Consider the following 17,140-nt stretch of genomic DNA (forward strand, 5'->3'; position numbering starts at 1 on the left):
CACGGACCACTGACAGTCCCCGCCGACCGTGGCACGATCGCAGGCATGCCAGCCAAGCCGCCGGAAGCCGACCCCGTCCAGGACGCGCCCACCGTCACCGGCCCCGCCCGCGCGGCGGCCGGCGCACCGGCCGTCGCCCACGCGCTGCGCGCCGCGCACCGGCAGATGGGAGTGCGCCGCACCGCGCTCACCCTGCTCCGCGTCAACCAGCCCGACGGATTCGACTGCCCCGGCTGCGCCTGGCCGGACCCCGGCCGCCCGCACACCGCCGAATTCTGCGAGAACGGCGTCAAGGCCGTCGCCGAGGAGGCCACCCTCCGCCGCGTCACCCCCGCCTTCTTCGCCCAGCACTCCGTGACCGACCTCGCCGGCCGCTCCGGCTACTGGCTCGGCCAGCAGGGCCGCCTCACCCACCCCATGTACCTGCCGGAGGGCGCCGACCACTACGAGCCGATCGGCTGGGACCGCGCGTTCGACCTCATCTCCGAGGAACTCCGCGCCCTGCCCGACCCCGACCGCGCCCTCTTCTACACCTCGGGACGCACCAGCAACGAGGCCGCGTTCCTCTACCAGCTCTTCGCCCGCGCCTACGGCACCAACAACCTGCCCGACTGCTCCAACCTGTGCCACGAGTCCTCGGGCGCCGCGCTCACCGAAACCCTCGGCGTCGGCAAGGGCAGCGTCCTCCTCGACGACCTGTACCGCGCCGACCTCATCATCGTCGCCGGCCAGAACCCCGGCACCAACCACCCCCGCATGCTGTCCGCGCTCGAAAAGGCCAAGGCGGCCGGCGCCCGCGTCATCACCGTCAACCCCCTGCCGGAAGCCGGCCTCGAACGGTTCAAGAACCCGCAGACCCCGCGCGGCCTCGCCGGCGGCGGCACCCCCCTCACCGACCTCTTCCTCCAGATCAGACTCGGCGGCGACCAGGCGCTCTTCCGCCTCCTCAACAAACTCCTCATCGACCGCGGCGCCGTCGACACCGAGTTCATCGACCGCCACACCGCCGGCTACGACGCACTCGCCACCGCCGCCCGCGCCGCCGACTGGGAGGACACCCGGCGCGCCACCGGCCTCACCCGCGACGCCATCGAACGCGCCCTCGACATGGTCATCGCCTCCCGCCGCGTCATCGTCTGCTGGGCCATGGGCCTCACCCAGCACAAGCACGCCGTGCCCACCATCAAGGAGATAGTCAACTTCCTCCTGCTGCGCGGCAACGTGGGCCGCCCCGGCGCCGGCGTCTGCCCCGTCCGCGGCCACAGCAACGTCCAGGGCGACCGCACCATGGGCATCACCGAACGCCCCGCGCCCGCCTTCCTCGACGCCCTCGCCGACGAGTTCGGCTTCACCCCGCCCCGCCGGCCCGGCCTCGACGTCGTCGACTCCATCCGCGCCCTGCGCGACGGCCGGGCGGACGTCTTCTTCGCCATGGGCGGCAACTTCGTCGCGGCCAGTCCCGACACCGCCGTCACCGAGGACGCCATGCGCCGCGCCCGGCTCACCGTCCACGTCTCCACCAAGCTCAACCGCTCCCACTGCGTGACCGGCGCCCGCGCCCTCATCCTCCCCACCCTCGGCCGCACGGAACGCGACCGCCAGGCCACAGGCGACCAGTTCGTCACCGTCGAGGACTCCATGGGCGTGGTCCACGCCTCACGCGGCCGCCTCGAACCCGCGAGCCCCCACCTGCTCTCCGAGACCGCCATCGTCTGCCGCCTCGCCCACCGCGTCCTCGGCGGGAACCGCGTCGCCCCCTGGACCGACTTCGAACGCGACTACCGCCTCGTGCGCGCCCGCATCGCCCGCGTCGTCCCCGGCTTCGAGGACTTCGAGACCCGCGTCGCCAGGCCAGGCGGCTTCGCGCTCCCCCACGCCCCCCGCGACGCGCGGCACTTCCCCACCGCCACCGGCAAGGCCAACTTCAGCGCGGGACCCGTCACCTGGCCGAAGGCGCCCCCCGGCCGGCTGCTGCTCCAGACCCTCCGCTCCCACGACCAGTACAACACCACCATCTACGGCCTCGACGACCGCTACCGCGGCATCACCGGCGGCCGGCGCGTCGTCCTCGTCCACCCCGAGGACGCCCGCGACCTCGGCCTCCCCGACGGCAGCCACGCCGACCTCACCAGCGAATGGACCGACGGCACCGAACGCACCGCCCCCGGCTTCCGCGTCGTCCACTACCCCACCGCCCGCGGCTGCGCCGCCGCCTACTACCCCGAGACCAACGTCCTCGTCCCCCTCGACGCCACCGCGGACACCAGCAACACCCCCGCGAGCAAATCCCTCGTCGTGCGGCTGACCCCCAGCGCCGGCGCCTGAACCCACCTGATAGAACCTGCCCATGGCCGAGCACACCAGCACCCGCTTCCCCGCCGACGTCCTCGACCAGTGGAGCGGCGTCGGCATCGACCTGCCCGCCCTGTTCTCCGCGGGCCTCCTCGGCGAACGCCTCGGCATCCGCATCGTCGAGGCCGCACCGCACAAGGTCGTCGGCACCCTGCCCGTCGAAGGCAACACCCAGCCCTACGGACTCCTGCACGGCGGCGCCTCCGCGGCACTCGCCGAAACCCTCGCCTCCATCGGCGCCATGCTCCACGCCGGCCCCAGCAAGATCGCCGTCGGCGTCGACCTCAACTGCACCCACCACCGCGCCGTGCGCTCCGGCACCGTCACCGGCGTCGCCACCCCCGCGCACACCGGCCGCACCTCCGCCACCTACGACGTGACCATCACCGACGAGCACGGCAAGCGCGTCTGCACCGCACGCCTCACCTGCGCCCTGCGCCCCACCGCCGGCCAGCAGCAGACGGCGGAGCGCACGACGACGGAGACCCCCACCCCCTGACCCGGGCCCCCGGGCCCCTCATTCATTCCCCGGAAGCGCCGTCCTCGGCCACCTCACCCAGGTAGGCCGCGCGCACCCGCGGGTCGGAGAGCAGCACCGACGCCTCGTCCGACATCACCACCTCACCCGTCTCCAGCACATAGCCCCGGTCCGCCAACTGGAGCGCCTGCGAAGCGTTCTGCTCCACCAGCAGCAACGTCGTGCCCTGCTCGTTGATCTCCCGCAGGATCTCGAAGATCTGCCGCACGATCAGCGGCGCGAGCCCCATCGACGGCTCGTCGAGCAGCAGCAGCTCGGGCTTGCCCATCAACGCCCGGCCGATCGCCAGCATCTGCTGCTCGCCGCCCGACAGCGTCCCGCTCACCTGCTTGCGCCGCTGCGCCAGCACGGGGAACAGCGAGAACACCCGCTCCAGATCCGCCGGATCCGGCCGCTTCAGCCGGTACGCCCCCATCTTCAGGTTGTCGAGCACCGTCATCCGGGCGAACACCCGCCGCCCCTCCGGCACATGCCCGATGCCGAACCGCACCAGCTCGTGCGACTTGATGCCGTCGACCCGCTCGCCGCGCAGGCGCACCTCACCGGAACGCGGCGCCAGCATGCCGGACGCCGCCTTCAACGTCGTCGACTTGCCCGCCCCGTTCGCCCCCAGCAGCGCGACGACCTCGCCCTCCGCCACCGACAGGCTCACGCCCTTCAGCGCCTCGATCGCCCCGTAGAACACGTGCAGATCACGCAGTTCGAGCAGCGCGGGAGCCGCGTCCGCCGCCCCCGGCGCGCCACCGAGGCCCTTGTCCACGTCCACGCTCACGCCCGCTCCTCCTTCTCGTCCGCGCCGCCCGCCTCATGGCCCGGCCGCTCCGCGACCGCCCCGGCCACCGCCGCGCGCTCGTCCTCGGCCGACGCGCCCAAGTAGGCCTCGATCACCGCCGGATCCCGCTGCACCGACGCCGGCGTGCCCTCGGCAATCTTCCGCCCGAAGTTCAGCACCACCACCCGGTCCGCCACCGACATCACCAGCCGCATGTCGTGCTCGATCAGCAGCACGCTCACCGCCAGCTCCCGGTTGATCCGCCGGATCAGCACCTCCAGATCCCGCTTCTCCGTCGGATTCGTCCCCGCCGCCGGCTCGTCGAGCAGCAGCAACTCCGGCGCCGTCGCCAGTGCCCGCGCGATCTCCAGACGCCGCTGCTCGCCGTAGCTCAACGACGAGGCCAGCTCGTTCATGCGGTGTTCGAGCCCCACGAACGACAGCACCTCGTGCGCCTTCCTGTCGCTCTCCCGCTCGTCCCTGCGCGCGTTCGGCAACCCCAGCATGATCGAGACGGCGTCCGTCCGCTGCCGCGTCTCCACCGCGACCTTCACGTTCTCCAGCACCGTCAACGCCCCGAACAGCCGGATGTTCTGGAACGTCCGCGCCACCCCGAGACGGCTCGTCCGGTGCGGCTTGCGCCCCCGCAACTCGTGCTCGCCCCCGGCGCGCGGCCGGAACGCGATCCGCCCCTCCTGCGGGACGTACGCCCCCGTCAACGAGTTGAACAGCGAGGTCTTGCCCGCCCCGTTCGGCCCGATCACCGCCAGGATCTCCCCGCGCGCCATCCGCAGGGCCACCCCGTCCAGGCTCGTCAACCCGCCGAAGCGCAACGTCACACCCGACGCGTCCAGCACATCGTCCGACGCGGGCCCCGCCCCCGCCGCCGCGTCCAGCATCTCCGTCGTCATCGCTGCGCACCTCCCGGCTGCGCGCCCAGGGCATCGGCAGCCCCCGAGCCCTCCTCCGCCATCCGCAGCTCACGCTGCCGCCGCCGCGACGGCAGCAGCCCCTGCGGCCGGTAGATCATCATGACCACCAGCAGACCGCCCAGATACATGTACCTGTCCTGCGGATCCACCGTGTCCCGCAGGAACTCCGGCAGCCACACCAGCACCGCCGTGCCCAGCAGCACCCCCGGAATCGAACCCATGCCGCCGAACACCACGTACGACAGCGCCAGCACCGAGAGCAGCAGCACGAACATCTCCGGGTTGATGAACCCCAGCTTGCTCGCGTAGATCACCCCCGCGATCCCCGACGTCGACGCGCCGATCGCGAACGCGAGCAACTTGAACCGCACCGTGTCCACACCCGTCGACGCCGCCGCGACCTCGTCCTCCCGGATCGCCGTCCACGCCCGGCCCACCCGCGAATGCTCAAGCCGGACGAACAACAGCAGCACCACGACCACGAACGCCAACTGGAGCCAGTAGTACGGCCGCGGATCCAGCTCCCACTGGTACGACCAGAACCCCAGATCCACCGAGAACCGGTCCAGCTGCGGCGCACCGCGCGAACCGCCCGTGAACTCCGTCCAGTTCTTCGCCGTCAGATAGACGATCTCGTGGAAGCCCAGCGTCACGATCGCCAGGTAGTCGCCCCGCAGCCGCAACGTCGGCGCCCCGAGCAGCACACCCGCGACCAGGCACGTCAGCACCGCAAGCGGGATCACCAGGAAGTTGTTCAACTCCACCGGCGGCTCCACCGGCAGACCACCCGTCCAGAACGCCGCGCTGTACGCGCCGATCGCGAAGAACGCGATGAACCCCAGGTCCAGCATCCCGGCCCAGCCGACCACCACGTTCAGCCCGATGGCCACCAGCACGAACATGCCGATCTGGTCCACCATCACCTGCTGCCAGAACGTCGACACCAGCAGCGGCAGCACGATCAGCAGCCCGAGCAGCGCCGCCATCGAACCCCACCGGTACAACCGCTGCCCACGCACCACGTCCGAGCACAGCCGCGCCGCGCGCACCACGAGCGCCGGCAGCCACACCGGCGCCGCCGCCGGCGAGAACCCGCCGGCAGGCGCCAGGTCCGCCGCCCGCCCCGCGGGACGCCCCGCCTCCTGCCTCACCCGCGCCGCGTACCGGCCGATCACCTCGTGCCCGAACTCGCGCACCAGCCAGATCACCAGCGCCAGGCCCAGCCAGCCCCACACCGCGCCACCAGTGAAGTTCGCCTCGATCGCGGAGAACAGATCCCCGCGCGTCCCCTGCTCACCCGTCACCTGCGCCAGCAGCAGCGCCGTGACCACCAGGGCGAGCAACCGCTTCCACCGCGGCTGCTGATACCAGGCACGCTGCCGCAACCTCGCCGCCGAAGGCTTCTTGCGCGCCGTGACCCCGAGACTCATGCCGCCCTCCCCACACGCTCACCGAGAATGCCCGTCGGGCGGAACATCAGCACCAGGACCAGCACCGCGAAGGCACCCGCGTAACGCCAGGCGTCACCGAACAGCTCCACCGTGAACGCCTCGACCACGCCGAGCGTCAGCCCACCGAGCATCGCGCCCCGCACATTGCCGATACCGCCGAGCACCGCGGCAGCGAACGCCGTGATCCCCGGCAGGAAGCCCATCGTGTACTCCACCTGCAAATTCGTACCGAAGAGGAAACCGGCCACACCGCCCATCACCCCGCCGAGCACGAACGTCCGCGACACCACCTTGTCGATGTCGACGCCCATCAGCGACGCCACCTCGGGGTCCTGCGCGACCGCCCGGATACCGGAACCCATCTTCGTGCGGTTCACCGCGAAGTCCACCGTCACCAGCATCACCACCGCCGCCACCACGATCAGCAGCTGCGTCACACTCACCGAGGTACCGAAGACCTCGAAGAGCTGCCGGTTCTCGTACATCGTCGGCATGGGCATCGGATAGCGCCCGAACAGCTTGCCCGCCAGGTTGTACAGGAAGAACGACGCGCCGATCGCCGTGATCAGGAAGATCAGCCGGGAGGCGTTCCTCCTCCGCAACGGCCGATAAGCGGCCCGTTCGAGCCCGAAGGCCACAGCACCACCGAGCAGAGCCCCACCGAGAATCCCGATGAGCACGTAGAGCAACGACTGGAACCCCGACGGATCGACAGGCGGTTCGAAAAGCGTGAGGGCGATCACGCCCCCGAAACCCCCCGCCATGAAGACCTCGCTGTGCGCGAAGTTCAGCAGCTGGAGGACACCGTAGACGAGTGTGTAGCCAATGGCGATCACGGCATACAACGAGCCGAGCACCACACCCAGGACGAGAACGTCCCAGATATCGGAAAGCGACATGGAACTGACTTCCTCGTGGGAACGAACAGCGATCAGCCGGCCGGCCTGCGGGGAAGGGAAAGAGCCGCGCCCGTCCCCGCAAACCCGGGCGGACTCAGCCCCCGACCAGCTCGTCGATGCCGCCGAGGTAGGCGCGCGCCCCGCCCTCGACCTGGTACATGAAGATCGCCGTGTTCGTGAACTCACCGTTCTCGTCGAACGCGAACGTCTTGGTGAGCCCCTCGTACTCGTTCTCCGCGAGATTCCGGTGCAGCGCCTCGCGGCTCACGTCGCCGCCCAGTCCTGCGATTTCCTCGATGATCATGTTCGTCACGTCGTAGTGCTCGGCCGAGTACGTGCCGGGCGGCAGGCCGAACTCCGACTCGTACGCCTCCGCGAACGCCGCGGTCGCCTCGTTCGCCGTGGGCTCGGTGCACGGGCAGGTCAGATACCAGCCCTCCACCGCGCCGCCCCCGAGGTTGATCAGCTCGTCGTCGTTCGAGCCGTCGCCCGAGATCCCGATGCCCTCGTAGCCCGCCTCGGCCAGGCGCGTCGCGAACGGCGCCAGCGCCTCGTAGTAACCCGCGTAGATCAGCGCGTCGACACCGGATTCCGTCACCGTGCGCGCCGCACCGCCGTAGTCCACGGTGTCGGCCGGCACGCTCTGCCGCTCCACCGAGAGCCCCGCCGCGGTCAGCTCCGACTCGGCCACCTCGGCGAGCCCCTCGCCGTACGGCGTCACGTCGTCGACGACCATGACCTGCTCGACACCGTCCTGCGCGGCCAGGAAGTCCGCCATCGCCAGACCCTGCGCATTGTCGTTGGGCACCGCGCGCAGGAACGTCGCGAACTTCCCGCCCTCCGTCAGCGTCGGGTCCGTCGCCGACGCGCTCACCGCGGGCAGCATGGCCTGCGCGTACAGCGGCGCCGCCACGTTCGCCGGACCCGAGAAGGCGGGACCCACCACGGCCACGACGTCGGGGTCGTCGATCACGCTCTGCGCGGCGGCGGTGGCCTGCGTCTCCGTGCCCTGGTCATCGGCCGCGACGTACTCCACGGTGAAGTCGTAGTCGCCGCTCTCGTTGGCCTCGTTGATGGCCAGCTGCACGCCCTTTTCCATGTTCTCGCCGAGCGCGACGTTCTGACCGGACAGCGGACCCTGGTAGGCGATCTTGTAGGTGGTGCCGCCACCGCCGCTGTCGCCGCCGTCGTCACTGCCGCAGGCAGTGAGCACAAGTGCGCCGGCGGCGACGGGTATCGCGAGCCTCACGATGGACTTGTTGAGCACTTCGAAAACCCCCTGGAGCGAGCCCAGTCATGTGGATACCGCACAGCTCGCATGTGCTCGGGCACACCGGTGCGGCGTGCAGCGGAATCTATTGCCACGCAGACTTGGCGAACACACCACGGCAACAGATGTGATCGCCTCGTGACCTCCGCCACATGCCGGAAACAGAACACCACCGACCGGTCAGCGGACGATACCGACAAGATCCACTCAAGCCGGACCAGACATTTCCACCACAAGAGAAGCGCGCCGGACCCGCAGGTCCGGCGCGCTTCGCCACTTATAAGGTGAATTTACCGGGAATTAACTCTTCGCCGCGCCCGCACGGCTTCCGCCGCCCCTTATGCCGCGTCCGCCACTTCAGCCTCTCGCGGCCGATGTGCGGCTTTCCGCACCACTTGCCTCTTCTCGGCCCTCGGAGCGGCTTTCACTGCTGCTTCTGCTGCTTCTGGCGTTTTTCCTCGGCGTCCTGGATCACGGCCTCGGCCACCTGGTGCATGGACAGCCTGCGGTCCATGGACGTCTTCTGGATCCAGCGGAAGGCGGCCGGCTCCGTCAGCCCGTACTGGGTCTGGAGCACGCTCTTGGCCCGGTCGACGAGCTTGCGCGTCTCCAGCCGCTGCGCGAGGTCGGCGACTTCGCCCGCGAGCGTCCTCAGCTCGTGGAACCGGGACACGGCGATCTCGATCGCCGGCACGACGTCGCTCTTGCTGAACGGCTTCACCAGGTAGGCCATCGCGCCGGCGTCCCTGGCCCGTTCGACCAGCTCGCGCTGCGAGAAGGCGGTCAGCATCAGCACCGGGGCGATGCTGTCCCCGGCGATCTTCTCCGCGGCCGAGATGCCGTCCATCACCGGCATCTTCACGTCGAGGATGACGAGGTCGGGGCGCAGCTCACGGGCCAGCTCGACGGCGCGCTCCCCGTCCCCCGCCTCTCCGACGACGCTGTACCCCTCCTCCTCCAGCATCTCTTTCAGGTCGAGCCGAATCAGTGCCTCGTCCTCGGCGATGACGACACGGGTGGTGTGGGGCGGGACGTGGGCCGCGGTCTCGGCGGGCTCCGCCGCGTTGGGTTCGTCGGGGACGTCGGGGGTGGTCACGATGCTCCTCGTGTCGTGCCAGAAGGGCCAGGAACGAGGGTACCTATCTGCGCTACCCTTGCTGGGCCGAGGGGCTACACTGACCTTCGGAACACAGGAGCTCCGGTAGTCCAATCGGTAGAGACGATACCCTCAAAAGGTATTCAGTGTGGGTTCGAATCCCACCCGGGGCACTTTGCCTTCGATCGCCAGGTCTGACACCCAGCTATACCTTCACTCGTTCAGGTGAACCTGCTGCGCATTCCTCCGGGGCGGCGTGTTCGTATTCATGCTGAGGCGTGTGTACGACCTCTCCACTCGCGACCTCGTACTGTCGCTCATCGGCCAGGGGCTCAGCCAGAGTGCCGTCAGCCGTAGGACCGGTGTCTCGCGCGCGACCATCCGTGACTGGCAGCGCCGCGACCGCCCCATGACCGACCGGGCACGCTGCCCGCGCTGCGCTGCCCCGCCCAGGCTTCCGGAGGAACCGGCGGCCTACGCCTACCTCCTGGGCCTCTACCTCGGCGACGGATGCATCAGCCGGGCGCCGCGCACGTTCACCCTCAGAATCGCCTGCGCCGAGGCGTGGCCGGGTCTGGTGGAGGAGTGCACACGTGCCGTGCGCGCCGTGCGGCCCGACAACGCGGTCCGCCTGGTGCGCAAGGAGGGATGCGTCATGGTCACCTCATCGAGCAACCACTGGCCGTGCCTCTTTCCCCAGCACGGGCCGGGCAGGAAGCACGAGCGGCCGATCGTGCTCGCGCCGTGGCAACGGGAGATCGTGGACGAGCACGGGTGGGCGTTCGTGCGCGGGCTGGTGCACTCCGACGGCTGCCGCGTCGTGAACTGGACGACCCGCCTCGTCGGCGGGCAGCGCAAGAGGTACGAGTATCCGCGGTACTTCTTCACCAATACCTCCGCGGACATCATCGACCTGTGCACAGCGGCTCTCGACGCCCTGGGGGTCTCCTGGACCCACCTGCGGCAGAGCCGCGCCGCGCAGACGGTCTCCGTCGCGCGGCGGGACTCCGTGGCCCTCATGGACCGCCATGTCGGCCCGAAGTTCTGAGCTCCGGGAAGGGGGGCGGGCGCTACCAGCCCAGGCCGTCCAGGTACTGGCCGACGCGCGCGGCGTCCCAGGCCCCGTCGGCGACGACCACGCGGTACCGGTAGAAGAAGGAGGCGCGGGGGGCGAGTTCGAACTCCTCGAAGAACGCCCAGGAGAAGGCGACGGTGGGGGTGGAGGCCGAGCGCACGAACCAGTGCGAGGGGTGGACGGCGGCCGGGCCGGAGTTCTCCGGGGCGTGGGCGAACACGAGGGTGGAGTGGGCGTCGATGTCGTCGTGCTCGGTGGTGAAGGCGATCCAGGGGACGTCGGCCGCGGGGGTGCCCATGGTGTCCCGGTCGGTCGCGGGCCCCGCGGGTGTCAGGATCTGCCCGTCGGTGAAGTCCCGCGGGCCCCGCCAGTGGAGACCGGTGTAGCCGGCCATCTCCCGGCCCGCGGTGGTGGGGCTGCCGAAGTGCAGGGGTTCCGCCCGGATGTTGGTGAGTCTGATCGTCCAGTCCAGGGCCCACGCACCGTCGGCGGGGCGCACGGAGTGGACGGCGAGGGTGCGTTCCTCGCGGGCCCATTCCTCTTCGCCGTGGCTGATCCAGGTGAGGTCCTCCGCCAGGTCGACCCGGTCGTCCGTGGCGTCGATGCGGGTGAATCCGTCGTGGCGCATCCGGCCGACGCGTTCGGGCACGCGCTGGTACCCCTTGCCGGTCAGGTAGGAGTTGCCGCCCCAGAAGTTCTGCTCCGACAGGTGGCTGGCGGTCATCTGGATGCCCTTGTGCCAGCGGTGGTCGTTGGGCCGGTAGCCGGTGACGAGGTTCCCCGCGAGGGTGCGCACCGGGTGGGCGTAGGGCTTGCGGGATTCGTACGGTTCGGGGTCGGGGCGGTGCACGTACGACAGGATCTCGGTGCCGTCGGCGTGGACGGCCACGCGTTCACCGACGGTGTGGACAACGGTGAGTCGTGCGGTCACTGCGTCTCCTTGGGTGCCCAGTCGGGGTGGTTGCCGTGCATGGCCCGGTAGTAGGGGTCGTTCTCGGTGATCTCCCCCGCGCGGACGGGGAGGCCGGTGAAGGCGGCCTTGTAGAGAGCGGCGTTGAATTCGAGGGAGCGGCGGGCGTCCGTTCCGCTGCCGGGGGGCCTGGTGCCGGCCCGCAGGGCGTCGAGCACGCCGGCGAGTTGGGCTGTGTGCGAGCTGGGCCGGTCGGCGGCCGGGGTCCGCCAGCGGGTGACGCGGGCGTCGTCGTCGAGGCCGGGGCGCGGGGTGTAGCGCCAGTCCGCGTTGCTGTGGCCGTAGAGGTGGGTGAGTTCGACGGTGGCGTCGGCGCAGTCGATGCGGATGCGGCTGACCTGGTCGGGGGACAGAACGCTGTTGACCACGGTGGCCATGGTGCCGCCCGCGAAGCGCACCAGGGCGGTGGAGACGTCCTCGCTCTCGATGTCGTGGACGAGGCGGGCGGCCATGGCGCGGATCTCGGTCCAGTCGCCGAGGAGGTGGAGGAGCAGGTCGGTCTGGTGGATGCCGTGCCCCATGGTGGGGCCGCCGCCTTCGCTGCTCCAGCGTCCGCGCCAGGGCACGCCGTAGTAGGCGTCGTCGCGGTACCACGTGGTCTGGCAGTGGGCGACGAGGGGCGTGCCGAGGGCGCCGCTGTCGAGGAGTGCGCGGGCGTGCTCGGTGCCCGAGCCGTAGCGGTGCTGGGCGACGACGGCCAGGTAGGGGCCGCCGTCGCGTTCGGCCGCCGAGATCTCGTCGAACTCGGCGAGGGACAGGCAGAGGGGTTTCTCGCACCACACCCAGGCGCCGGCGCGCAGGGCGGCGAGGGCCTGTTCGCGGTGGAGGGCCGGTGGCGTGCCGAGGATGACCAGGTCGGGCCGTTCGGTGTCGAGCATGGCGCCGAGGTCGGTGTATCCGGCGGGGGTGCCGATGCCGTCGACGGTGGCGGTGTGTTCGCGGAAGGCGTCGAGGCGGGCGGTGTCGATGTCGACGGCGGCGACGAGTTCGGCGTCCGCCGCGTGGGCGGCGAGGGCCGGCAGGTGGCCGTGCGTGACGATGGCGCCTGTCCCGACGACGGCGGCCCTGATGCGGCGTGCAGCCATGTGGTGCGACTCCTGGCTGGTGTGGCGGCGCGCGAGAGTAAGCGCTTTCGTGCGGTCAGCCAACCATGTCGCTGTTCGGCGTGACAAGGGCACCACGGGCGGCCGGGCCGCCCGTGGTGCCCGCGGTCCACCGGGTTGTCAGTGCTGTGGCGCGTCGTCCTCGCCGACGCGGTGCACGCGCACCAGGTTGGTGGTGCCCGGGGTGGCGGGCGGCGAGCCCGCGGTCATGACCACGGTGTCGCCCTTGCGGCAGCGGCCGATGCGCAGGAGTTGCTCGTCCATCTGGGCCACCATGTCGTCGGTGGTGCTGACGGTGGGCACCAGGTAGGTCTCGACTCCCCAGGTGAGGGTGAGTTGGGCGTGGGTGGCGGGGTCGGGGGTGAACGCGACCACGGGGATGGGCGAGCGGTAGCGGGAGAGCCGGCGCGCGGTGTCGCCGCTCTGGGTGAAGGCGACGAGGAGCTTCGCGTCGAGGAAGTCGCCGATCTCGGCGGCGGCCCGGGCGACCGCGCCGCCCTGGGTGCGCGGCTTGCCGCCCTGGGCGAGCGGCGGGAGGCCCCGGGAGAGCAGGTCCTCCTCGGAGGCGGCGACGATGCGGCTCATGGTGCGGACGGTCTCGACCGGGTACCTGCCGACGCTGGTCTCGCCGGAGAGCATGACGGCGTCCGTGCCGTCCATGACGGCGTTGGCGACGTCGGACGCCTCGGCGCGGGTGGGGCGGGACGACTCGATCATGGAGTCGAGCATCTGGGTGGCGACGATGACGGGCTTGGCGTTGCGCTTGGCGAGTTTGACGGCGCGCTTCTGGACGAGCGGGACGGCTTCGAGGGGGACTTCGACGCCGAGGTCGCCGCGGGCGACCATGATGCCGTCGAAGGCGTCGACGATGTCCTGGAGGTTGGCCTCGGCCTGCGGCTTCTCGATCTTGGCGATGACGGGGAGGAAGCGCCCTTCCTCGGCCATGACGCGGTGGACGTCCTTGATGTCGTCGCCGCTGCGCACGAACGAGAGGGCGATGATGTCGACGCCGGTGCGCAGGGCCCAGCGCAGGTCGTCGATGTCCTTGGTGGACAGGGCGGGCACGGAGACGGCGACGCCGGGGAGGTTGAGGCCCTTGTGGTCGGAGACCAGACCGCCTTCGACGACGCGGGTGCGGACGCGGGGGCCGTCGACGGCGACGACTTCGAGGGCGACGCGGCCGTCGTCGACGAGGATGCGCTCGCCGGGGACGACGTCGCCGGCGAGGCCGGGGTAGGTGGTGCCGCAGTGGTGCTGGTCACCGGTGACGTCTTCCGTGGTGATGGTGAATTCGTCGCCGGGTTCGAGGAGGACCGGGCCTTCCTTGAAGCTGCCGAGGCGAATCTTGGGTCCCTGGAGGTCGGCCAGAATTCCGACGCTGCGTCCCCATTCCGTGGCGGCGCGGCGGACCCGCTGGTAGCGCAGCTCGTGCTCACGGTGGGCGCCATGGCTGAGGTTGAGCCTGGCCACGTCCATTCCCGCCTCCACCAGCGCGGCAATGCGCTCATATGAGTCGGTGGCGGGACCAAGTGTGCAGACAATTTTCGCTCGGCGCATGGCCCAACCTTAGGAGTTACCAACCAGTAGAGAGTCATCCGGAAGTAACCACGCAACGGCGGGAAATTAAAGAGAGTCCCACAACTCTCGCAATGAGCGGGCGCCTGCTCCTTTGAGCTTTTCGGCGGGGCCTTATCGAGGGCTTATCTGCCCGGTGCCTTCCGCGGCGAAACGTCGTTCCGCGACGGCGCGCGCGCCGGTGGTATTCAGGCCGAAGGTGGTGAAAGCGGTGCGCTCGGGCAGCGGGTAGCAGTCACGGCCCGTCAGGTGGTTGAGGATCACGGCGCTGCGGTGGGCGAGGAGTCCGAGGTCGGGGGCGCCGACGCCGTGCGTGTGGCGTTCGGCGTTCTGCACGTAGACGGTCCCGGTGACCGAGGGGTCGAGTGCCAGCCGGTAGCGGTCGTCGACCTCGTGGCGCCCGGCGGCGTCGCGGCGCAGGTGGGGGGCGAGGCCGGACAGGAGCGGCGCGAGGGGGCGTTCGCGGTATCCGGTGGCCAGGACGAGCGCGCCGGTGGGCAGGTGGGACGTCGTGCTCTGCTCGGCGTGGTCGAGGTGCAGCAGGAGCCCGCCCTCGGCGCGGCAATGCGCGGCGCGGACGGTGACGCCCGGGGTGAGCGTGGTGTCGGGCCAGCCGCCGGTGATGCTCCGCCGGTACAGCTCGTCGTGGATGGCGGCGAGCGTGCCGGCGTCGATGGCCTTGTACAGCTGCCACTGGCGGGCGGTGAGGTGGTCGCGGACGGGTTCGCCGAGACCGTGGAAGTAGCGGGTGTAGTCGGGCGTGAAGTGTTCGAGGCCGAGCTTGCTGTACTCCATGGGGGCGAACGCGGGGCTGCGGGTGAGCCAGTGGAGTCGTTCGCGGCCGGCCGGGCGGGCGCGGAGCAGGTCGAGGAAGACCTCGGCGCCGGACTGCCCCGAGCCGACGACGGTGATGTGGTCGGCGGCGAGGAGGCGTTCGCGGTGGTCCAGGTAGTCGGCGGAGTGCACGACGGGCGCGGTGGCGGTGTCGGCGAGGGTGCGCAGGGCGCCGGGGACGTGGGGGGCGGTGCCGATGCCGACGACGAGGTTGCGGGCGTGGGTGCGGCCGGTGGCGCCGGTGCCGAGGCGGGTGTGGTCGAGCGTGAAGACGGCCGCCTCCCGGTCCCAGTGGACGGCGTCGACGCGGTGGTCGAAGTGGAGTCCTTCGAGGTGGGTGCTGACCCAGCGGCAGTAGGCGTCGTATTCGGCGCGCGGCGTGTGGAAGCGTTCGGCGAAGTAGAAGGGGTACAGGCGCTGGCGGGCGCGGAGGTAGTTGAGGAAGGTCCACGGGCTGGTGGGGTCGGCCAGGGTGACGAGGTCGGCGAGGAAGGGGACTTGGAGGGTGGTGCCCTCGATGAGGAGTCCCGGGTGCCAGTGGAACGCGGGGCGTTGCTCGTACCAGGCCGTGCGCAGGTCGGCCCTGGGCTGGGCGAGGGCGGCGAGGGACAGGTTGGCGGGGCCGATGCCGATGCCGGCGAGGTCGAGGACGCGGTGGGGGCGGCTGGGTGTCATGGGCGGGTGTCCTGGGGGGAACGGCGGTGCGTGGGCCGGTCGTCGGCGTGCTCGGGGTCCTGGTCGAGGACGAGTTTGACGAGGGCGGCGAGGTCGTTCGGCTGGGCGAAGGGGTTGAGCAGGGTGGCCTTGAGCCACAGGGCGGGGCGTCCGTCGGGGCCGTGCGCGCGTGCGCGCCCGAGGACGGCGCGGCCCTCGGTGAGCAGGCGCCGGCGGACGGCCGCCACGTGCTGGTCGGTGGCGCCGGCCGGGCGGAAGAGGACGGTGCTGATGGTGGGCGGCGCGTGGAGGGTGAGGCGTGGTTCCGCGGCGACGAGGTCGGCGAGGTCGGCCGCGGCGCGGCAGGTGCGGTCGACGAGTTCGGCGAGTCCGCTCGTGCCCAGGGCGCGCAGGGTGGCGGCGATCTTGAGGATGTCGGGGCGGCGGGTGGTGCGCAGGGAGCGGCCGAGGAGGTCGGGGAGGCCGGCTTGTGTGTCGTCCTCGGCGTTGAGGTAGTCGGCGCGTTGGGCGAGGGGGGTGAGGGCGGCGCGGTCGGGGGTGGTGAGGAGTCCGGCGGCGACGGGCTGCCAGCCGAGTTTGTGCAGGTCGAGGGTGACGGTGTCGGCGCGGTCGAGGCCGGTGAGCTTGGCGCGGTGGGTGGGGCTGAGCAGGAGGGGGCCGCCGTAGGCGGCGTCGACGTGGAGTGCGGTGGGCCGGTGGGGGCGGTGGGCGGCGACGATGTCGGCGATCGGGTGCAGCGGGTCGATGGCGCCGCTGTCGGTGGTGCCCGCGGTGGCGATGACGAGGGCGGGGGGCGCGTGCGGCCGGTGGGGTGGTCGCGGGGTGGTGAGGGCGTGGTGGACGGCGGCGGGGTCGAGGAGTCCGCGGGGGGTGGGCAGGACGGTGGGGGCGGGCAGGCCGAGGAGCCAGGCGGCGCGGTGGACGCTGTGGTGGGCGTTGGCTCCGCAGATGAGGGTGAGGTGCGCAGGGAGGTTCTCGCGGGCGAGCAGTGCGGCGATGAGGTTCGCCTCGGTGCCGCCGGTGGTGACGAGGGCGTCGGGGTCGGGGCCTTGGGGGTGGACGAGGCGGGCGAGGTCACGGGCCAGTCGGTGTTCGAGCGCGGAGGCCGCGGGTGCCTGGTCCCAGGAGTCCATGGAGGGGTTGAGGGCCGCGGCGGCGAGGTCGGCGGCGACGGCGACGGCGAGGGGCGGGGCGTGCAGGTGGGCGGCGCAGTGGGGGTCGGCGGGGTCGGCGGCGCCTTCGGCGAGTGCGGTGACGAGCGTGCGGAGGGCGTCGTGGGGGCCGGTGCCGTGGGTGGGGAGGGTGGGGCCGATGAGTTCGGTGAGGCGTCGGGTGACGGCGTCGGGTCCGCCGGCGGGCAGGGGGCCGCTGCGGGCGGCGGCGCCTTCGGCGAGTGCGGTGAGGACGGTGTCGAGGAGGGGGCGCAGGGCGCGGGGGCCCGCGGCCGCGCCGGCGAGGCGGGCGGCGTCGGCTGGGGTGGGCACGGGCATGGGGGACCCTTCGGTGTGGGGGCACCGCGTGCGGCAGGGACGGCGCTCAAGCTACGCGGGGTGGCTTCGCGGGGTCCCGGCGTTGTGCGTCGTTCCCCCGAACGGGTG

At 71.3% G+C, this 17,140-nt stretch carries 14 protein-coding genes and 1 tRNA gene; 4 read left to right on the forward strand and 11 right to left on the reverse strand.

Annotated elements, in window-relative coordinates; translation table 11 throughout:
* The first annotated feature begins 45 nt into the window (after positions 1-45).
* On the forward strand, positions 46-2,325 hold the full coding sequence (locus LC193_RS04685; protein WP_226071822.1) for an FdhF/YdeP family oxidoreductase: 2,280 nt from the start codon (positions 46-48) through the stop codon (positions 2,323-2,325).
* A gap of 22 nt (positions 2,326-2,347) precedes the next feature.
* A complete protein-coding gene (locus LC193_RS04690; RefSeq protein WP_226071823.1) occupies positions 2,348-2,851 on the forward strand; it encodes a PaaI family thioesterase in 504 nt (167 codons plus the stop codon).
* A gap of 22 nt (positions 2,852-2,873) precedes the next feature.
* Here LC193_RS04690 and LC193_RS04695 read toward each other — a convergent pair whose 3' ends face one another.
* The 6 genes from LC193_RS04695 to LC193_RS04720 form a co-directional block, all read right to left on the reverse strand.
* On the reverse strand, positions 2,874-3,656 hold the full coding sequence (locus tag LC193_RS04695; protein WP_226078481.1) for an ABC transporter ATP-binding protein: 783 nt from the start codon (positions 3,654-3,656) through the stop codon (positions 2,874-2,876).
* A 2-nt stretch (positions 3,657-3,658) separates the two neighbouring features.
* The gene (locus LC193_RS04700; RefSeq protein ID WP_226071824.1) at positions 3,659-4,573 is read right to left on the reverse strand and encodes an ABC transporter ATP-binding protein; all 915 of its coding nucleotides are present in this window, start codon (positions 4,571-4,573) and stop codon (positions 3,659-3,661) included.
* Positions 4,570-6,024 carry a branched-chain amino acid ABC transporter permease gene (locus LC193_RS04705; protein ID WP_226071825.1) on the reverse strand — a complete coding sequence of 485 codons (1,455 nt, stop codon included), beginning with the start codon at positions 6,022-6,024 and terminating at the stop codon, positions 4,570-4,572. Before LC193_RS04705 ends, LC193_RS04700 begins: the two co-directional genes overlap by 4 nt.
* The gene (locus LC193_RS04710) at positions 6,021-6,944 is read right to left on the reverse strand and encodes a branched-chain amino acid ABC transporter permease (protein WP_226071829.1); all 924 of its coding nucleotides are present in this window, start codon (positions 6,942-6,944) and stop codon (positions 6,021-6,023) included. The genes LC193_RS04705 and LC193_RS04710 overlap by 4 nt, the downstream gene beginning before the upstream one ends.
* 94 nt (positions 6,945-7,038) lie before the next feature.
* A complete protein-coding gene (locus LC193_RS04715; protein ID WP_226071830.1) occupies positions 7,039-8,193 on the reverse strand; it encodes a branched-chain amino acid ABC transporter substrate-binding protein in 1,155 nt (384 codons plus the stop codon).
* A 445-nt stretch (positions 8,194-8,638) separates the two neighbouring features.
* Positions 8,639-9,310 (reverse strand): ANTAR domain-containing response regulator, encoded by a 672-nt coding sequence (locus LC193_RS04720; protein WP_226071832.1) that lies wholly within the window; start codon positions 9,308-9,310, stop codon positions 8,639-8,641.
* 99 nt (positions 9,311-9,409) lie between these two features.
* Here LC193_RS04720 and LC193_RS04725 point away from each other — a divergent pair.
* Positions 9,410-9,483: transfer RNA gene (locus LC193_RS04725), tRNA-Leu, on the forward strand.
* Between the two features lie 95 nt (positions 9,484-9,578).
* A complete protein-coding gene (locus LC193_RS04730; RefSeq protein ID WP_226071834.1) occupies positions 9,579-10,358 on the forward strand; it encodes a transcriptional regulator in 780 nt (259 codons plus the stop codon).
* 22 nt (positions 10,359-10,380) lie between these two features.
* Here the strand turns inward: LC193_RS04730 and LC193_RS04735 are convergent, their stop codons facing one another.
* The 5 genes from LC193_RS04735 to LC193_RS04755 form a co-directional block, all read right to left on the reverse strand.
* Positions 10,381-11,316 (reverse strand): DUF6807 domain-containing protein, encoded by a 936-nt coding sequence (locus LC193_RS04735; protein WP_226071841.1) that lies wholly within the window; start codon positions 11,314-11,316, stop codon positions 10,381-10,383.
* Entirely contained in the window at positions 11,313-12,440 is a 1,128-nt protein-coding gene (locus LC193_RS04740; protein ID WP_226071844.1) for a Gfo/Idh/MocA family protein, read from the reverse strand. Before LC193_RS04740 ends, LC193_RS04735 begins: the two co-directional genes overlap by 4 nt.
* A gap of 138 nt (positions 12,441-12,578) precedes the next feature.
* Positions 12,579-14,015, reverse strand: coding sequence for a pyruvate kinase (pyk, locus tag LC193_RS04745; protein WP_226071846.1), 1,437 nt, complete (start codon positions 14,013-14,015; stop codon positions 12,579-12,581).
* Positions 14,016-14,147: 132 nt separating this feature from the next.
* Positions 14,148-15,542: a lysine N(6)-hydroxylase/L-ornithine N(5)-oxygenase family protein gene (locus LC193_RS04750; RefSeq protein WP_226071848.1), complete on the reverse strand. Its 1,395-nt coding sequence runs from the start codon at positions 15,540-15,542 to the stop codon at positions 14,148-14,150.
* Complete coding sequence (locus LC193_RS04755) at positions 15,539-17,032, reverse strand: pyridoxal phosphate-dependent decarboxylase family protein (protein ID WP_226071850.1); 1,494 nt, start codon at positions 17,030-17,032, stop codon at positions 15,539-15,541. The genes LC193_RS04750 and LC193_RS04755 overlap by 4 nt, the downstream gene beginning before the upstream one ends.
* Positions 17,033-17,140: the final 108 nt, after the last annotated feature.

Origin of the sequence: Streptomyces marincola, from assembly GCF_020410765.1 — a bacterium.
In the GTDB taxonomy this organism is placed as follows: Bacteria; Actinomycetota; Actinomycetes; order Streptomycetales; family Streptomycetaceae; genus Streptomyces; species Streptomyces marincola.

Excerpts from the sequence above, each read along its gene's own strand:
- LC193_RS04685 (WP_226071822.1), top strand. The coding sequence starts at position 46 with ATGCCAGCCAAGCCGCCGGAAGCCGACCCCGTCCAGGACGCGCCCACC.
- LC193_RS04690 (WP_226071823.1), top strand. The coding sequence starts at position 2,348 with ATGGCCGAGCACACCAGCACCCGCTTCCCCGCCGACGTCCTCGACCAG.
- LC193_RS04700 (WP_226071824.1), bottom strand. The coding sequence starts at position 4,573 with ATGACGACGGAGATGCTGGACGCGGCGGCGGGGGCGGGGCCCGCGTCG.
- LC193_RS04705 (WP_226071825.1), bottom strand. The coding sequence starts at position 6,024 with ATGAGTCTCGGGGTCACGGCGCGCAAGAAGCCTTCGGCGGCGAGGTTG.
- LC193_RS04710 (WP_226071829.1), bottom strand. The coding sequence starts at position 6,944 with ATGTCGCTTTCCGATATCTGGGACGTTCTCGTCCTGGGTGTGGTGCTC.
- LC193_RS04730 (WP_226071834.1), top strand. The coding sequence starts at position 9,579 with ATGCTGAGGCGTGTGTACGACCTCTCCACTCGCGACCTCGTACTGTCG.
- LC193_RS04740 (WP_226071844.1), bottom strand. The coding sequence starts at position 12,440 with ATGGCTGCACGCCGCATCAGGGCCGCCGTCGTCGGGACAGGCGCCATC.
- pyk (WP_226071846.1), bottom strand. The coding sequence starts at position 14,015 with ATGCGCCGAGCGAAAATTGTCTGCACACTTGGTCCCGCCACCGACTCA.
- LC193_RS04750 (WP_226071848.1), bottom strand. The coding sequence starts at position 15,542 with ATGACACCCAGCCGCCCCCACCGCGTCCTCGACCTCGCCGGCATCGGC.
- LC193_RS04755 (WP_226071850.1), bottom strand. The coding sequence starts at position 17,032 with ATGCCCGTGCCCACCCCAGCCGACGCCGCCCGCCTCGCCGGCGCGGCC.